General features: G+C 31.6%; 16 protein-coding genes. 11 read left to right on the top strand and 5 right to left on the bottom strand.

Translation table 11 applies throughout. From position 1 onward, the window contains the following. Positions 1-7: 7 nt before the first annotated feature. The gene (gltS, locus tag ACWPVO_RS03955) at positions 8-1,237 is read right to left on the bottom strand and encodes a sodium/glutamate symporter (RefSeq protein WP_454206674.1); all 1,230 of its coding nucleotides are present in this window, start codon (positions 1,235-1,237) and stop codon (positions 8-10) included. A gap of 219 nt (positions 1,238-1,456) precedes the next feature. On the opposite strand from gltS, the gene ACWPVO_RS03960 reads away from it, so the two are divergent. The 3 genes from ACWPVO_RS03960 to ACWPVO_RS03970 all read left to right on the top strand — a co-directional run bounded on the left by ACWPVO_RS03960 (position 1,457) and on the right by ACWPVO_RS03970 (position 3,352). Next, on the top strand, positions 1,457-1,885 hold the full coding sequence (locus ACWPVO_RS03960; protein ID WP_454206676.1) for a flavodoxin: 429 nt from the start codon (positions 1,457-1,459) through the stop codon (positions 1,883-1,885). Continuing rightward, a complete protein-coding gene (locus ACWPVO_RS03965; protein ID WP_454206678.1) occupies positions 1,885-2,466 on the top strand; it encodes a DUF3793 family protein in 582 nt (193 codons plus the stop codon). The genes ACWPVO_RS03960 and ACWPVO_RS03965 overlap by 1 nt, the downstream gene beginning before the upstream one ends. Before the next feature lie 220 nt (positions 2,467-2,686). After that, positions 2,687-3,352 carry a GNAT family protein gene (locus tag ACWPVO_RS03970; RefSeq protein WP_005957612.1) on the top strand — a complete coding sequence of 222 codons (666 nt, stop codon included), beginning with the start codon at positions 2,687-2,689 and terminating at the stop codon, positions 3,350-3,352. 82 nt (positions 3,353-3,434) lie between these two features. Here the strand turns inward: ACWPVO_RS03970 and ACWPVO_RS03975 are convergent, their stop codons facing one another. Further along, a complete protein-coding gene (locus tag ACWPVO_RS03975; RefSeq protein WP_454206680.1) occupies positions 3,435-5,102 on the bottom strand; it encodes a zinc-ribbon domain-containing protein in 1,668 nt (555 codons plus the stop codon). Positions 5,103-5,263: 161 nt separating this feature from the next. Continuing rightward, positions 5,264-5,524 carry a hypothetical protein gene (locus ACWPVO_RS03980; protein WP_231723734.1) on the bottom strand — a complete coding sequence of 87 codons (261 nt, stop codon included), beginning with the start codon at positions 5,522-5,524 and terminating at the stop codon, positions 5,264-5,266. A gap of 242 nt (positions 5,525-5,766) precedes the next feature. Here ACWPVO_RS03980 and dnaX point away from each other — a divergent pair, with 242 nt between their 5' ends. The 5 genes from dnaX (at position 5,767) to ACWPVO_RS04005 (ending at position 11,876) form a co-directional block, all read left to right on the top strand. Next, positions 5,767-7,500, top strand: a complete 1,734-nt coding sequence (gene dnaX / locus ACWPVO_RS03985; protein ID WP_454206682.1) for a DNA polymerase III subunit gamma/tau — start codon at positions 5,767-5,769, stop codon at positions 7,498-7,500. A gap of 8 nt (positions 7,501-7,508) precedes the next feature. Next, positions 7,509-7,850: a YbaB/EbfC family nucleoid-associated protein gene (locus ACWPVO_RS03990; protein WP_005957673.1), complete on the top strand. Its 342-nt coding sequence runs from the start codon at positions 7,509-7,511 to the stop codon at positions 7,848-7,850. Position 7,851: 1 nt separating this feature from the next. After that, entirely contained in the window at positions 7,852-8,454 is a 603-nt protein-coding gene (gene recR / locus ACWPVO_RS03995) for a recombination mediator RecR (protein WP_005957697.1), read from the top strand. Between the two features lie 55 nt (positions 8,455-8,509). Then, a complete protein-coding gene (gene ftsH / locus ACWPVO_RS04000; RefSeq protein ID WP_454206685.1) occupies positions 8,510-10,414 on the top strand; it encodes an ATP-dependent zinc metalloprotease FtsH in 1,905 nt (634 codons plus the stop codon). A 163-nt stretch (positions 10,415-10,577) separates the two neighbouring features. Further along, positions 10,578-11,876 carry a Na+/H+ antiporter family protein gene (locus tag ACWPVO_RS04005; RefSeq protein ID WP_060800298.1) on the top strand — a complete coding sequence of 433 codons (1,299 nt, stop codon included), beginning with the start codon at positions 10,578-10,580 and terminating at the stop codon, positions 11,874-11,876. 173 nt (positions 11,877-12,049) lie between these two features. On the opposite strand, the gene ACWPVO_RS04010 is transcribed toward ACWPVO_RS04005, so the two are convergent. Then, positions 12,050-12,463: a Fur family transcriptional regulator gene (locus ACWPVO_RS04010; RefSeq protein WP_454206687.1), complete on the bottom strand. Its 414-nt coding sequence runs from the start codon at positions 12,461-12,463 to the stop codon at positions 12,050-12,052. Positions 12,464-12,584: 121 nt separating this feature from the next. Here ACWPVO_RS04010 and ACWPVO_RS04015 point away from each other — a divergent pair, with 121 nt between their 5' ends. Genes ACWPVO_RS04015 through ACWPVO_RS04025 form a run of 3 tightly spaced genes read left to right on the top strand, consistent with a single transcriptional unit; the run spans position 12,585 to position 15,117 of the window. Then, entirely contained in the window at positions 12,585-13,667 is a 1,083-nt protein-coding gene (locus ACWPVO_RS04015; RefSeq protein WP_454206689.1) for a metal ABC transporter substrate-binding protein, read from the top strand. After that, positions 13,667-14,326, top strand: coding sequence for a metal ABC transporter ATP-binding protein (locus ACWPVO_RS04020; protein WP_454206691.1), 660 nt, complete (start codon positions 13,667-13,669; stop codon positions 14,324-14,326). The genes ACWPVO_RS04015 and ACWPVO_RS04020 overlap by 1 nt, the downstream gene beginning before the upstream one ends. Next, positions 14,326-15,117: a metal ABC transporter permease gene (locus ACWPVO_RS04025; RefSeq protein ID WP_412621447.1), complete on the top strand. Its 792-nt coding sequence runs from the start codon at positions 14,326-14,328 to the stop codon at positions 15,115-15,117. The genes ACWPVO_RS04020 and ACWPVO_RS04025 overlap by 1 nt, the downstream gene beginning before the upstream one ends. Before the next feature lie 58 nt (positions 15,118-15,175). Here ACWPVO_RS04025 and ACWPVO_RS04030 read toward each other — a convergent pair whose 3' ends face one another. Further along, on the bottom strand, positions 15,176-15,793 hold the full coding sequence (locus tag ACWPVO_RS04030) for a hypothetical protein (protein ID WP_454206693.1): 618 nt from the start codon (positions 15,791-15,793) through the stop codon (positions 15,176-15,178). Between the last annotated feature and the right edge of the window lie 369 nt (positions 15,794-16,162).

The raw sequence follows: 16,162 nt of genomic DNA on the forward strand, positions 1-16,162 counted from the left end.
TTGATTCTTATTTTACGAAAGTTTTTATAAATGTAAGTACAATTGGTTGATAGATTATATCTACTAAAAAAGCACCAACAATTGGGACAATCATCATGGCCCTTCTACTTAAGCCGTACTCGTCATTTATTGCTGTCATATTTACAATAGCTGATGGAGTTGCACCTAGTCCGTGACCACAAAGTCCAGCACACATTACAGCCGCATCATAACTTTTACCAAGAACTCTAAATACTACAAAATATGCATAAATTAACATAAAAATAACTTGGCAGATTAGAACAATGAGAACTCCACCCATTAAGTCTTGTAGTTCCCAAAGTTTTAAGGTCATAAGTGCAAGAGCAAGGTATAAGTTAAGCATTACATCACCAATACCATCAACTAAGTTTCCATTAAACTTGTAGATATTGATTTTTTCATTTAAATTTCTTAATATAACTGCTACAAACATGGCGCCTACATAATCTGGGAAATCCATATTTATTAATGATCCGATAAATTTCGACACTAAAGTACCAAGAGCCATTGAAATAATAATTGCAGAGACATTCTTTATAATGTCTAAGTTTGTTAATTCTGTCTTTTCTTCAGTAAATAAAGCATCTAATTTTGTTGAATCAAAGTCATCGTTATTTGGTTTAAGTCCATTTTTAACAATTAATCTTCTCCCTAGAGGACCACCAATAACAACTCCAAAAATAAGACCAAATGTAGCTGCAGCGGCTCCAACAACAGGTGCTTGTTCGTAGCCCATCTTAGCAAAAGTTGATCCATAGCTCATAGCAGCTCCATGTCCACCAATCATTGAGATAGATGATGCAAGCATAGCGTATGCAGGCTCAAGTCCAACAACTTTTGCGACTCCAATACCAATTGAGTTTTGAATAAGTGAACACACTCCACATACTAACCAATAAACTATAAGTAAAATTCCTCCAGATTTTAAAATCTTAAGGTTTGCTCCAAGACCAACAGTGGTAAAGAATGCTAGCATAAAAGTGGACTGAAAAACATTTTCATAAGTAAAATTAAAACTATTTGTTTTATAACCTAAAAAAGTTATAAACATAAACAAAAATCCACCTACTACAGGAGCAGGAATACAATATTTTCTTAAAAATGATGATCTATTTTTAAGACCGTATCCTACTAACAATACAATAACAGCAAGGGCAAGTGTTAATATTGAGTCTAAATTTATAGTTAAGACTCCATTGTCTCTAATAAATTCCATTTTTCCTCCTTATTATCATTTTATCCTAATAAAATTTTATCATTTTTAAAATTTCATTACAATAAATTATTATCAGTATAAAATATAGATATATAAAGAATTGAAAAATTTAAAATATTTAAAAAATTATAATAATTTATATAATTATAACTTCTAAAAATATATTAAAATATATTTAATTGATAAGAGATATCAAATATATTTTAGGAGGAAGTAAAAATGAAAAAAGTAAATGTAATATACTGGTCAGGAACAGGTAACACAGAAAGAATGGCAGAAGCCCTAGTTAGGGGAGCTGAAGGCGAAGGCGCTGAAGTTAAATTAATTCAAGTTGGATCTGCTACTGAAGATGATGTAAAAGATGTTGATAGGCTAGCATTTGGTTGTCCAGCAATGGGAGCTGAAGAATTAGAAGAAACTGAAATGAGACCTTTTATGGATAAGGTAAATCCTCTTCTTTCTGGCAAAAACGTAGTTTTATTCGGTTCATATGAATGGGCAGATGGAGAATGGATGAGACTATGGCAAGAAGAAGTTGAAGGAACTGGTGCAAAACTTCTTGCAGATGGTTATGCAGCATATGACAACCCAGATCAAGATGCTTTAGAAGAATGTGAAGCTTTAGGAAAGGATCTTGCGAGGTCATAATGTATGACAGGGTTCTAATTGAATTTTTATCTTACATCAATAATTTTAAGGACTTTGATTATATTTTGGCTCTTATTAAGTCAACAGTTGCACCAACTAATAATAATTTAAAGCTTGGGACTATGATGAATCTGAGAAATGCCAAAAGGCCCTTAAAAGATTATTGGATGAAGAACAAATTTATATTAAAGGATGCCTTGGGACTTGATTTTTTTGAGTTAAAAGAAGGGGAAGACTCTGTCTTAGTATATTTCTTTAAAAATGAGAGACTTGAAAGGAAACTATCTCAAGTTAAGATTAAAGACTTCTTAAATTCTCATGGTTATGAATCTTGTCTTACTACAGATGATTATTTAAATTTATTGAGGGAAAGATTTACTAAAACATGTCCTGATGAAATAGGAATATTTTTAGGTTACCCCCTAAAAGATGTAATAGATTTCAAACATAGGGACAAAAAAGCATGTAAGTGCACTGGCTACTGGAAGTGCTTTAACAATGAAAAATCTTCTCTAGAAGCCTTTAAGAGGTTTGATGAAGTAAAGGTTATTGAAATGAAAAATATTTTACAAAGCCTTTGATAATATGAAAATTACCTAATTAATATTAATAATAAAACTCTATACCATATTTCAATCCAAGAGGACTGAGCTTATTAGCTTGGTCCTTTTAAAATTTAGAAACTTATAAGTTAGAACTACTTATTAATTATTTATCTAGAATATTCTTTAGATATATTATAAAATTTTAATAGGATTAATAACAAATTTTTATTTCAATATTTAAATAAAAGAGGTGGGTATGGAAGAATTAGTTTTTAAATTTTTAGAAAAAAAAGATATAGATGATATATATGATTTGACTAGTGAAGTCTATGAAGGAATAGAGAATAAAGAAATTTTTTCTCAAGACTCTAAAGAAGAATTAGAAGCCCTAATAGATGGTGGTGGATCCTTTGTTGGTGTTTTTGATGGAGGAAAGCTTGTAGCCTATAGGAGCATAAAGGTTCCAAGCCATGAAGACAATCTAGCTCATGATGTTGATTTCTTTATTGAACCAGAATCTGTAATTGTCAATGATACAGTTGTAGTATTAAAAGAGTATAGGGGAAGAAACCTACAAAACATAACTAGGGAGAAGCTTGAAGAAAGATATAAGAATTCAAAATTTACTAATAAGATGTCTACTATTTCTCCTAAGAACTACAGGTCCTATAAGAATACCTTAGATTCTGGATATATGCTTGTTTCATTAAAGAAGAAATATCCAGATGAATTTTCAGAAGATGGTTATGACAGATTTATTCTCTTAAAATCTGATGACTTAGACATAAAGATGACAGGTAAGGAGAGGATAATTCACTCAAGTGAGACAGATGAACTTAAAAAAGCTTTCGAAGACAATTTCTTTGGTCTTGCAGTGGATGAGAATGGATATATTCTTTTTAAAGAAGTAGAAATTTCATAATTAAAATATTGGTCAGAAATTATCTGACCTTTTTTATTGGAAATTTTTGCAAAAACAAAAAACCGAGATAAACTCGGTTTTCTTAAAAAAGTGTTACAAATATAAAGTTAATAATGAACCATATCATCTTAAATAGGAGTTCAAAAAGTGTAAAGGATATTGCGTACCAGCCTACAAAGTTTATCTTGGATCTGGCCACAAAATTTTCCTTATAAAGGTTTAGTCCTATTAAAAGTGAAAGTCCAATTAAAATTAAGGTTGCAAGTGGCATAGGAGTTAAGGCTTGAAGCATATTGTATTTGAAAAATCCGCCAAAAGGTGAAATTAAAAATCCAACAAATAATACACCCTTACAAATTATCCAGTTAATTAAGGCAAACTTCTTGACCTCAGAATAAGATGTATCAATAGAATCTCTGTCAGTTGCAATATTTAATGGAATATAAAATTCAAAATAATCAAAGACAATTTTTAAAAGTAAAAATGGGATTAAGATCAATTTAAATGATCCGCTTCCAATAAGGAGCATGATGAGATTTAATAAAATACCAAGCCCAATAATAATTTTACTTTCCTTTGAACCAAGGGAACCAATATATTTGGATAGTCTTCCTGTTAGCTTATCTAAAGAAGATAAAAAATCATCTATTTCTTTTTCAGACTTATGAGAGACTTTAGTTACCTTTTCTGAAATATTATGTTCTAATGATTTTTCAAGATTTGAAGAAACTTTTTCTATATCTTTAACAGGTTTTTCTCCCTTGTCACCAAAGCTGAATAAGTCTTTGAGATTTTTCTTAGTTTTAGATTCTTCTTTAAGTACAGAATTTTTAGAGGTATCTTTGGCTTCTTTACTTTCTTTCTTTGAATTAATCTTTGAAGTTTTGTTTATTTTTTCTTTATGAGCCTTAGACTTTTCTTCTTCAGCTTCTTTTATGGCATTTTCAATATCAATCTTAGGTGTGCTAAGTGTATTTTCAAAGGACATGTCAGAATCTTCAATAGATTTACTTATTTCTAAGTTCCTAGTGTCCTCTTTTTTCTTAGTATCATCTCTTAGGTCTACAAAAATTGAATATTCATCGTCATCCTCTTGTATAAAATTATTCCATTTTTCCTTTAAAGAGAATTTTTTAGGAGCATCTTTAGATTTTTCTTCTTCAAAATTTTCTAAAGATTGCTTAATATCTTCTTGAGTAGACTTAGGGATTTCAGATGAGGTATTCTTTATATTCTTTTCATCAAAGTTTGATTTTTTTAACTCTTCTTGAACCCTACGAATTAATTCTTTTTGGCTCATTTTATTTGAAGAATCAGAATCTTTAAAATCATCTAAAATATTTTCATCAAAGTCTTTTGAATCAATATTTTTTGACTTATCTGTATTCTTTTTTTCTTTTTTATTTATATTTTTTTCTGAAGTTTCTTCATGTTTTGATTTTGATTTCTTTTCTTTTTCAGCAGCTTTTGCCTGAATATTATTTTTTTCATAATCTTTTATATTTTTAGAAATCTTTCTATCGACTTCAGCAATAATATTTTTAAGTTCATCAGTAGTGTCAATTGCATCTAGAGATCTCGGATTAAAGACTCTCGTATTTTGACTAACTTTTTCCACCTTGTTGGTGTCTCCAAAGCTTTGATTTTTATTTGATGTAATATTTATTTTTACGTCTTTTAAGTTGTGGCCACATGAAGCACAAAAGTTGTCATCTTTAGAAACTTGGTTTCCGCATTTTGGACAAAACAATGTAACACCTTCTTTCATAAATTCTATTGAAGTAATTATAACATATTTTTTTACTTAGATTAATCTTTTATATGCTAAATTAGAAGAATACTAAAAGATTTTAAGAAAATTTTATGTAAAAAAAAGAAGCCTCGAAAGGCCTCTTTGTAAGTTAAGCTAAATTATTTTGCTTGTTCTTCTTTAGCGTTATCTTCTTTAGCGTTGTCAGCTTTAGCATTGTTTGCTTTAGCGTTGATTTCTTCTTTAGCTTGTTCTTCTTCAGCTTTTACGTTAGCTTCTGCTTCTTTAGCGTTAGCTTCAACTTTAGCTTTGTTAGCTTCAGCTTGTTCTTCTACTGCAGCATTTTTAGCGTTTGCAGCTTCGTTAGCTTTTTTGTCAGCGCCTTGGCATGCTACCATACCTAGCATTAATACTGAGATCATTCCAACGCTTGCTAATTTCTTTAAATTTTTCATTTTAATAAATCCTCCTAAATTGAAACATATTGTTTCTTTGATTTGTCTATATCTTATACTTGCCATGTGAAAATTATGTGAAGATGATGTTAAATCTTTTGGAAGAGATTTTGAAGTTCTTAATCATAAACATATAAGAAATCATTTTAATTGTTAGAAAATAATTCAATATAAAAGTTTTTCATGTATAATTATTACAAGGTGAGAGAATGTATAAAGCTTTATATAGAAAGTATAGGTCAAAGACCTTTGATGAACTCTACGGCCAAGAAGCTGTAGTAGCTTCACTAAAAAATCAAGTTAAAAACAATGAAATAAGTCACGCATATATTTTTCAAGGGACAAGGGGAACAGGGAAGACATCTGCTGCAAAAATTTTATCCCGTGCAGTAAATTGCCTTCATCCAGTAGATGGTAACCCTTGTAATGAATGTGAAAACTGCAAGAGGATACTAAATGAATCTGTCTTAGATGTTGTTGAGATGGATGCAGCCAGCAATAATGGTGTAGATGATATTAGAGACTTAAAGGACAAGGTAATATATCCTCCCCAAGCTCTAAAGTACAAGGTCTACATTATTGACGAAGTTCACATGTTATCAAAAGGGGCTTTTAATGCCCTCCTTAAGATACTAGAAGAACCACCAAGACACTTAATATTTATTTTGGCAACAACAGAGATTGAAAAAATTCCTGCCACAATCTTATCAAGATCTCAAAAATTTAATTTCAAAAGGATTTCTGTAGAAGACATTGAAAGTAATTTAAAGAGAATAACTGAGCTTGAGGGAAAGTCTTGCGATGAAGCAGTCTTTACCTTGATAGCAAAGACTGCTGATGGTGCCATGAGAGATGCCCTATCAGTTTTGGACCAACTTCTTACTAAGAATAAGGACCACATAAGGCTAGAAGATGCAATGGAAGTCTTAGGAATATCATCTTCTGACTTATTATTTTCCCTTTCAAAGGCAATGATTGGAAGAAATATGAGTGAGTCTCTTAATATTATTGATGAAATTTATAGGGAGGGTGTGGACTTTAACACCCTTTCCTCGCAAATATTAAGTCACTTTAGAGATATTTTGCTAGTAAAAACTTTGAGGGACCCTAAAAAAATAGTTTACACAACTTATTTAAAGGAATTTCAAAATCTTGCTGGAAGCATAGAGCTGGAAGACCTCTTAGATATTATAGAAATTTTAAAAGAATTGGCTCTTGAGATTAAATATGCAGATAACAAGAGAGTTGTATTTGAAATGAACGCAATTAAAATTTGCAATAGGTCTAGTAAGAATGATCTAGAGGGAAGAATTAAATTAATAGAAGAAAAAATAAATAATTTGGGTAGTGTTGGTCTTAATCAGCCTGCGAATAATCTATTAAATAATTCAGCAAATAAGGTAGAAGATAGCTACGATAATTTTGATGATAATTACTACAATCCAGAAGATTTTTATAAGGCAGAAGTAAGCCAAAACACAAAAAATATAGGCAAGACTAATGAAGGTAATCTAAGTGAAAATACAAAAGAAGCTAGTAGGCCTACAATTGAAAATTCAAGGCAATCTGCTATAATTGAAATTGATGAGGCTAAAAATATTAGTAAGGAAGATAAAGCTATTAATGAGATAAGCCTTGATAGAATAAAAGCTGATTGGGACAAGATCATAAATGAACTTGTTTCAAGGGGTTTTAAGGGTTTTGCTGGCTTTGTTGGTCATGCTAAACCAGAAAGTCTTCATGATAATATTTTAGAATTAGTATTTGAAGAAAAAGATAGCTTATTTTATGATTACTGCATCATGCCTGATAATAAAAATATTTTGCCTGAACTATTAAACAATATTTATGGCACAAATATTGATATCAGGATGAAATTACAAAAGCCTGGCATAGATAGGCTAGAAGAAATTTTTGGTAAAAATAATATAGAAGATATTTAGGAGGAAACATGGCTAGAGGTGGATTTAACGGCTTCCCTGGTGGAGGCGGAAGAAATAATATGATGAAGCAAATTGAAAAGCTTCAAAAACAAATGGAAGAAATGCAAGAAAACTTAGCAAATGAAGAAATTACTGCTAGTGCAGGTGGCGGAGCAGTTTCTGCTACTGTAAATGGTAATAAGGAACTTATTTCTATTAAGCTAGATAAGGATGCAGTAGATCCTGACGATGTTGAAATGCTTGAAGACCTAATTGTTGCTGCAGTTAACGAAGCATTGAGAAATGCTGATAGCAAAATGAGCTCTCAAATGGGTAAATTCACAGGCGGATTAAACATACCGGGGCTATAATATGACTAAAGAAATAGGACCTATTGAAGACCTAATCAAAAGATTAAATCGTCTACCGGGAATTGGTTCTAAAACTGCTCAAAGGTTAGCCTACTATATAATTGGACTTGATGAAACTGAAGTTAGGGACTTAGCAGAAGCCTTAATTTCTGCAAAAAATAATACTGTTGAATGTTCAATTTGTATGAACTATGCCGACAGCGATCCTTGCGAAATTTGCTCCAACAAAAATAGAGACGACTCAGTAATTTGTGTTGTGGAGAGTCCAAAAGATGTTGATGCAATGGAAAGATCTCTAAGTTTTCGTGGCAAGTATCATGTGCTTCACGGAGTTATTTCACCCTTAAAGGGCAAGACACCAGAAGACGTTACTATAAAGGAATTAATCAAGAGGATTGAAGAAGGAGACATAAAGGAAGTAATAGTTGCAACTAATCCAACTGTAGATGGAGATGCAACAGCTAGGTATATTAAAAATATCTTAGAAGATTACGATATTATTGTCTCAAGAATAGGCTATGGCCTTCCAGTAGGTGGCGACCTTGAGTATTATGATGAGATAACAATTCAAACGGCAATGGAAAATAGAAGAAGACTAGATTAATTTTGGGACTTGGTCCCAAATTTTTTCTTTATTCACCTTTAAGAGGGGGAAAAATTTGTCAAATAAAAATAATGATTTTAAAAAATATATTCCTACAATAATTTACGTAATCTTGGCAATTGTAATTTTTTACACAGTTGCCATAGTACTATTGCCAAGATTAAATAAGGACTCAGAAATAAAAGAAATTGATTATGTGTCCTTTGTAAATATGGTTAATGGGAATCAAGTGAAAAAGGCAGAGGTAAGAGACAGAACAATTGCCTTTGAAGTTGAAAAAGATGGAAAGAAAATTAAATATGAAACAAATAGGATGTATGATCCTAATTTAGTTGATAGACTAGTTAATAAAAATGTAAAGTCAGCCCAAGTTTATAAGCCAGAGATGAATCCAGTTTTATCCTTCATCATCTCAACTGTTGCAACTTTTGCAATAATTATTGCTTTTTGGCTCATCCTTTCCAAATTTATTTTCAAAAAAATGGGTGATGTAGGCCCAATGAATTTTGGTAAGAGTGGTGCAAAAATTTATGTTGAATCAACTGATGGCATAAAGTTTGATAATGTTGCAGGACAAGATGAAGCAAAAGAAGCTTTATCAGAACTTGTAGACTTCTTGCACAATCCAAAGAAGTACACAGAAATTGGTGCAAAACTTCCAAAGGGAGCCCTACTTGTTGGACCTCCAGGGACTGGTAAAACACTTCTAGCTAAGGCTGTTGCCAGTGAAGCAGAAGTACCTTTCTTTTCTATATCAGGTTCTGCCTTTGTAGAAATGTTTGTTGGGCTTGGTGCTGCTAAGGTAAGAGATTTATTTAAGCAAGCAGTGGAGAAAGCTCCTTGTATTATATTTATTGATGAAATTGATACTATTGGAAAGAAGAGGGATGGTTCAGGTTTTTCTGGAAACGATGAGAGAGAACAAACTCTAAATCAACTTCTTTCAGAAATGGATGGCTTTGATGCAAAGGCTGGAGTTGTAATTTTAGCTGCAACTAATAGGCCAGATTCCTTAGACCCAGCCCTTTTAAGACCAGGAAGATTTGACAGGAGAATTCCTGTTGAATTACCTGATTTAAAGGGTAGGGTTGAAATTTTAAAGGTTCATGTCAAAGACATTAAGAAAGAAGAAAACATTGATTATGAAAAAATTGGAAGAGCAACTGCTGGTGCCAGTGGGGCAGACCTTGCCAACATGGTAAATGAAGCAGCTCTTCGTGCAGTTCGACAAGGCAGAGACAAGATGAGTGAAAGAGACCTTGAGGAATCTGTTGAAGTTGTCCTAGCTGGTTATGAAAAGAAAAATGCAGTTATATCTCCTCGTGAAAAGAGGATTATAGCCTACCACGAAGTTGGTCATGCTCTTGTAGCTGCAAAGCAAAAGAATTCAGCGCCAGTTCACAAGATAACAATTATTCCTAGGACTTCAGGAGCTCTCGGTTACACAATGCAAGTCGATGAAGAGGAAAAATTCCTTATGACTAAGGAAGATGCCATTAATAACATTGTAACCCTAACTGGGGGAAGATCAGCAGAAGAGTTAATCTTTAATATAAGAACAAGTGGAGCTTCCAATGATATTGAAAAGGCAACAAAAATTGCCAAGGCCATGGTGACAAGATTTGGTATGACAGACGAATTTGGTTTCGTAGCACTTGAGTCCATGACTAATGCTTATCTTGGGGGAGATACATCTCTTCAATGTTCTCCACAAACTCAATATGAAATAGATGCAGCTGTTCAAAAAATTATTGATAACGCCCACGATGAAGCAAGAAAAATCTTAAGAGAAAATATAAGAGCCCTTCATGCTATTTCAGAATATCTACTTCGTCAAGAAACTATAACTGGCGAAGAGTTTATGGATATTCTAAAAAGATATGAAGAAGAGGAAAAACTTCCTGAAGAAGATAAGAATGAAACAAGGGAAGAAGACAGTGATGAATCTTCAATAAATTAAATAATTTGTTATAACTTAATATATTTATAGCTGACTTTGCAGAAAAATAATATCAAATAAAGATAAAAGACTTTTCTAATTTAGAGAAAAGTCTTTTTTTTAAGTCTAATTTAGCTTAGAATATAATATAGTAAGATAATAATTAAATAGAAAAGGAGAAAAAATGATATTTACAAACGCAGTTGTGCTGTCAGTAATTATTTTGGCAGCTTTATGTTTAGCAAAAATTCCTGTATTTTTTGCTCTAATGATTTCAGCAATATCTGCTGGTCTAATTTCAGGTATGGGAATTGCTGAGACTATGAACACCCTAATAGGTGGAATGGGAGGTAACGCTGAAACAGCATTAAGTTATATACTACTAGGTTCTTTAGCTTATTGTATGGAAGAAACTGGTGCAGCAGCCATAATGGCAAAGAAAATTGGGTCCTTGGTTAAGGATAATAAAATTTTACTTTGTGGAATTATAATTGTAATAGCTATAATGGCAGAAACAGTTATACCAATTCACATTGCTTTCATTCCAATTTTGATTCCGCCACTTCTTTCACTTACTAACAAGATGAAGATGAACAGAAAAATGCTTTCTGTTTCCTTTGGTTTTGGACTTAAGGCGCCTTACATCGCCCTACCTCTAGGATACGGTGCAATTTTCCATGGTTTAATAATTGACTCCTTTGGAAGATCAGGTCTTGATATAACAGATAAAGATGTAACTGGAACTAACTGGATTGTTGCAGCTATAATGTTTTTAGGTCTATGTGCTGGTTTATTATTCTTTATGAGAGACAGGGAATATGAAACAAAAGATGTAAAGGGAGAAATTGTCGAAGTTCCAGAAAAATTAGAAAAGAAACACGTTTTAGTTTTACTTTCTGGAGTTATAACAGTTGTAGTACAAATCTTAACAGAGTCACTGCCACTTGGAGCCTTAATTGGACTTATCTTTGTAGTTGTTACAGGAGTAGTAAAGTGGTCTGATATGCAAAAAATGCTTGATGGCGGTATTAACATGATGGGTTTCATTGCTTTTGTTATGTTAATTGCAGCAGGATATGCCAATGTAGTAATAAAATCAGGTGCAATTGATGATTTAGTTCAAGTCGCTCAAAACCTACTTGGTGGATCAAAACTTGTAGCATCCTATGTAATGATTTTATTGGGACTTATGATTACTCTTGGAATAGGAACTTCCTTTGGTACAGTTCCAATTATATCTGCCATTTATGTTCCAATAGCAATGAGTTTAGGTTATTCTCTTAAAGCAACTATCCTTCTTGTTACTATTGCAGCAGCTTGTGGTGATGCAGGATCACCAGCATCAGATACAACACTTGGACCAACATCTGGTCTTTCAGTTGATGGTCAACACGAGCACATAAAGGATACTTGTATTCCACAGATGCTATTCTTTGGTTTACCATTAATTGTATTAGGTGGATTTGTAACGACATTATTATAAAATAAATAAAAGAGACTTACTGCGGGGTGTACAGTAAGTCTCTTTTATTTTTCAAAATATAAGTAAAGGATAGTAAAATAATTCAAATATTATTTCACTAATATAATTATAACTCTAAACTAAAAAAAGTAAAGAAAATTTTTGCCATACGAAGTCTATTCCACAATACGGAACTAATTATTTTGACACTCAGGACAAAGTCCCTTTAGCTCTACAAGGTGACCAATTACCTTAAAACCAGTTTCTTCTTCAGCAATTTTTTCAAACTCTGATATAGGGCATTCTTTTATTGGAGACACCTTGCCACACTTAGAACAAACAATATAATGTCTATGCTCAGATCCTGCAAACTCATAATATAAAAGGCCATTAGAGTACAAATTTTTTCTTATTATGCCTTTGTCTGATAGCTCATTTAACATCCTATAGAGGGAAGTTAGACTAGGAATAGTATTCTTGTCAGCAGATGCAAAAATCTCTTCTGTGTTCATTGGAACTTCAGATTTATTTAACTCTTCTAATAGGGTGAGACGACCCTTAGTAACTTTCAAATTATTTTTTTTCAAAATCTCTTCAAATATTTTCATGATTTCACCACCTTTAATAATTTAATTATAACAAAATTTAATTAATTTTAAAAAAATCCTTTTATTATAATAATTATCTGTTATAATACTAATGCAAATCATTATTGTTTAGGAGGAAAAAATGAAAAATATCAAAAAATTTATATTTTTATTAGCAGGAATTATTTTATTATCAGGATGCTCTAAAGGAGGAGAAGCAAAAAACTCTAGTGACGCTAGCAATAAAGAAAACAAGCTAAAGGTTTACGCTTCTGTATATCCTATTTATGATTTTACAAAAAAAATTGCTGGAGATAAGTTAGATGTTGAAATGGTTATGCCACAAGGAACTGAACCTCATGGATGGGAACCAGATTCTAATGCAATTAAAAATTTAGAAAATGCTGATATGTTTATTTACAATGGAGCAGGTCTTGAATCATGGACTGATAAAGTTCTTGATTCTCTATCAAATAAGGACCTAAAAGTTGTTGAAGCTTCAGAAGGTGTTGATCTTATTAAGTCAACTCATAGCCATGACCACGAAGACGAAGATCATGACCACGACCATGATCACGAAGCAGAAGAAAACCATAACCACAATCATAATCATGAAGTTGAAGAAAATCATAATCACAATCATGAAGCTACAGAAAACAACCACGATCATGAAGATCATGACCACGAAGGACATCACCATGGACCAATGGATCCACATGTATGGATTTCTCCAAAGAATGCAAAAATAGAAATGGAAAATATTAAAAATGCCTTAGTGGAACTTGATAAAGACAATGCAGATTATTATGAGTCAAATTACAAAAAATATGCTAAAATGTTAGATGAACTTGATGCAAAATATAAGGAAAGCCTAGAAAATCTTCCAAAGAAAGAAATTGTTGTTAGCCACGAAGCTTATGGATATCTTTGCAAGGACTATGGCCTAACTCAAATTGGGGTTAAGGGAGTAAATGCAGAAACTGAACCAGATGCAAAGAAGATGGCAGAAATAATTTCTTATATTAAAGAAAATAATATTACAACTATTTTTACAGAAGAATTAATTGATCCAAAGGTTTCAAACATTATCGCAAGTGAGACTGGCTGCCAAGTTAAGGTTCTTTCACCAATTGAAGGTTTAAGCCAAGAACAAGTGGATAATAATGAAGATTATTTTAGCATCATGGAAGAAAATCTAGAAAATTTAGTAGGTGCTTTAAAATAGTGAAGGAAAAATTGTTAGAAATTAAAAATCTGAAATTTAAATACAATGATGATTTAGTTTTAGATGATATAAACTTTGATGTCTATAGGGGCGACTACATCGCCCTTATAGGATCTAATGGTGCTGGAAAGTCGACTTTAGTTAAACTTATTTTAAACCAACTTAAGCCGCTGGAGGGCACTGTTTCTTTTTATACAGAAAATGGAATAGAAAATATTGGCTATGTACCACAACTTTCTGTCCCATCAAGTCTTGAGTTTCCAATTACAGTTTCGGAACTCTTGTCCCTTGCTCTTTATCCAAAAAATAAGGGCTTTAGAAAATTAAAAAGTTATCATAAAGAAAAAATAACCAATGCCTTAAATTTAGTTGGCATGAATGACTACAGGGATAGACTTTACACAGAGTTATCGGGTGGCCAAAGGCAGAGAATTTTAATTGCCAAGACCCTAGTGGCAACCCCAGAATTTTTAATTCTTGATGAACCCATGACTGGTGTAGATAAGGAGTCTAAGGAAGCCTTATTTCACCTTTTAAGTCACATAAATAAACAGCACAATATTACCATCCTTATGATAACTCACAATCTTGAAGAGATAGAGGACAATGTAAACAAGGTTTATGAGATAAAAGATAAAAAGATAAGGGAAGTGAAATAATGGAAATTTTTCAGTATTCATATATGATAAAAGCTTTAATAGTTGGAGCTTTTTTATCAGTAATAATCCCTTGCATGGGTGTTGTAGTTGTAAATAAAAAAATTTCTGTAATTGGAGATGCCTTATCTCACGTCTCCCTTGCTGGTGTAATGCTTGGTCTAATAACTTCAACTTCTCCTGTTATTGGAGCCCTAATACTTTGCGTTGTTGGATCTATATTTTTGGAGTATGTTAGGACGAAATTTCCAGGCTATCAAGAAATTTCTTCTGCAATATTAATGAGCACAGGAATTGGTCTTGCATCACTTTTTTCAGGCTTTGTTAAGACAAGTGCAAACTTCGAAGAATATTTATTTGGATCCATAATTGCCATACCACAATTAGATTTTTATTTAATCCTTGGAGTTTCAATTATAGTATTCTTTTTATTTTCATATCTATTTGTGGACTTAATGTACATTTCCTTTGATGAGTCTTCAGCAAGGCTTTCTGGGGTAAACGTGGATAGAATAAATTTGATTTTTATGATTCTAATAGCTGTTACTATTTCTGTATCAGCAAGAACTGTTGGGATTCTAATTATTTCATCCCTAATGGTAGTGCCAGTGGCTTGTGCTATGCAGTTTAAGCTTGGATACTTAAAGACCACTATACTCGCTTCATGCTTTGGTTTTATATTTACTATGCTTGGACTCGTGTCATCCTTTTACTTGGGTTTAAAACCAGGTGGTGCCATTGTATTAATTGGAGTTTTATTTTTAACAATTTTACTAATTATAAAGAGAAAATAAGAGTGAGGATTTTTATATGACCTCACTCTTTATTAATAGCTTATGTTTTTATTTTTAATTATAGACGACCGTAGTGAACATAATCTTCTTCATAGAAATATTTAAAATGACGATTTGCTCCTGTTACAGAAAAATGCAAATTACCATTTCCACCAACACCAATACTTCCGCCACCAGTAGTGCTAATTGTACCATTATTATAGAAGTCTCCACTAATTGAATAATAAATTCTTGTGTTAGTTTCTAAGTTATAGTATATGTTACCTTCAAAAGTTTTTGACATAGAATTATACTGCCTGTTCATATCAACATTTAAGATTTTATAAATATAATAAGCACCGTGACCAGAATCAACTTGAATATAAAATTTTAGTGTAGGTTTATAATCTGAACGTACATTTAAAGTTCTAGATAATGTAGTATATGAGAAATCTCTTAATTCTGCTTCATTATTAGTTGAAAAACTACTGCCAAGAATAGAATATATTTCCCTTTCATTATATCCATCTTCTAGCATAGTATTGAACATTTCATCATAAGTTAATAGCTTGTTTTCAGAAAGGTCAATATCTATACTTTCCTTTTCAATATTTAATTTATCTGAATCAGCATATACGGTAGTGAAGATACAAAAAACTAATAGACTTATAAATAAGAATTTTTTAAATAAATTCATGACTCCCCTCCTAAAAAATAAATAATTTTATTAAAATTAACATAAGCTATCAAAGAAAACAAAGAGTAAATTTATTTAAATTATATATATATTCCAAGATTATATAAACAAATGCAAAAAACAAAAACAATGAAAACTATAACAGTACAGAGATATGTAATAATATAATATTCTTTTTTAAAGTTTTTTTTAAAATCAGAAAAGCCTAGCTTTGCGAGTATTATAGGAAAAAAAGGTAATAAAATAATTAAAAATTCTCTAAATAAATAATTAGCATAATCGCTCATATAATCACCTCATATATATGATAACATATTTATTACTAATATACAACGATATTGAGGTAAAGTAAAATAAAAAAATAATTTA

Source organism: Peptoniphilus sp. Marseille-Q6390 (genome assembly GCF_965119475.1).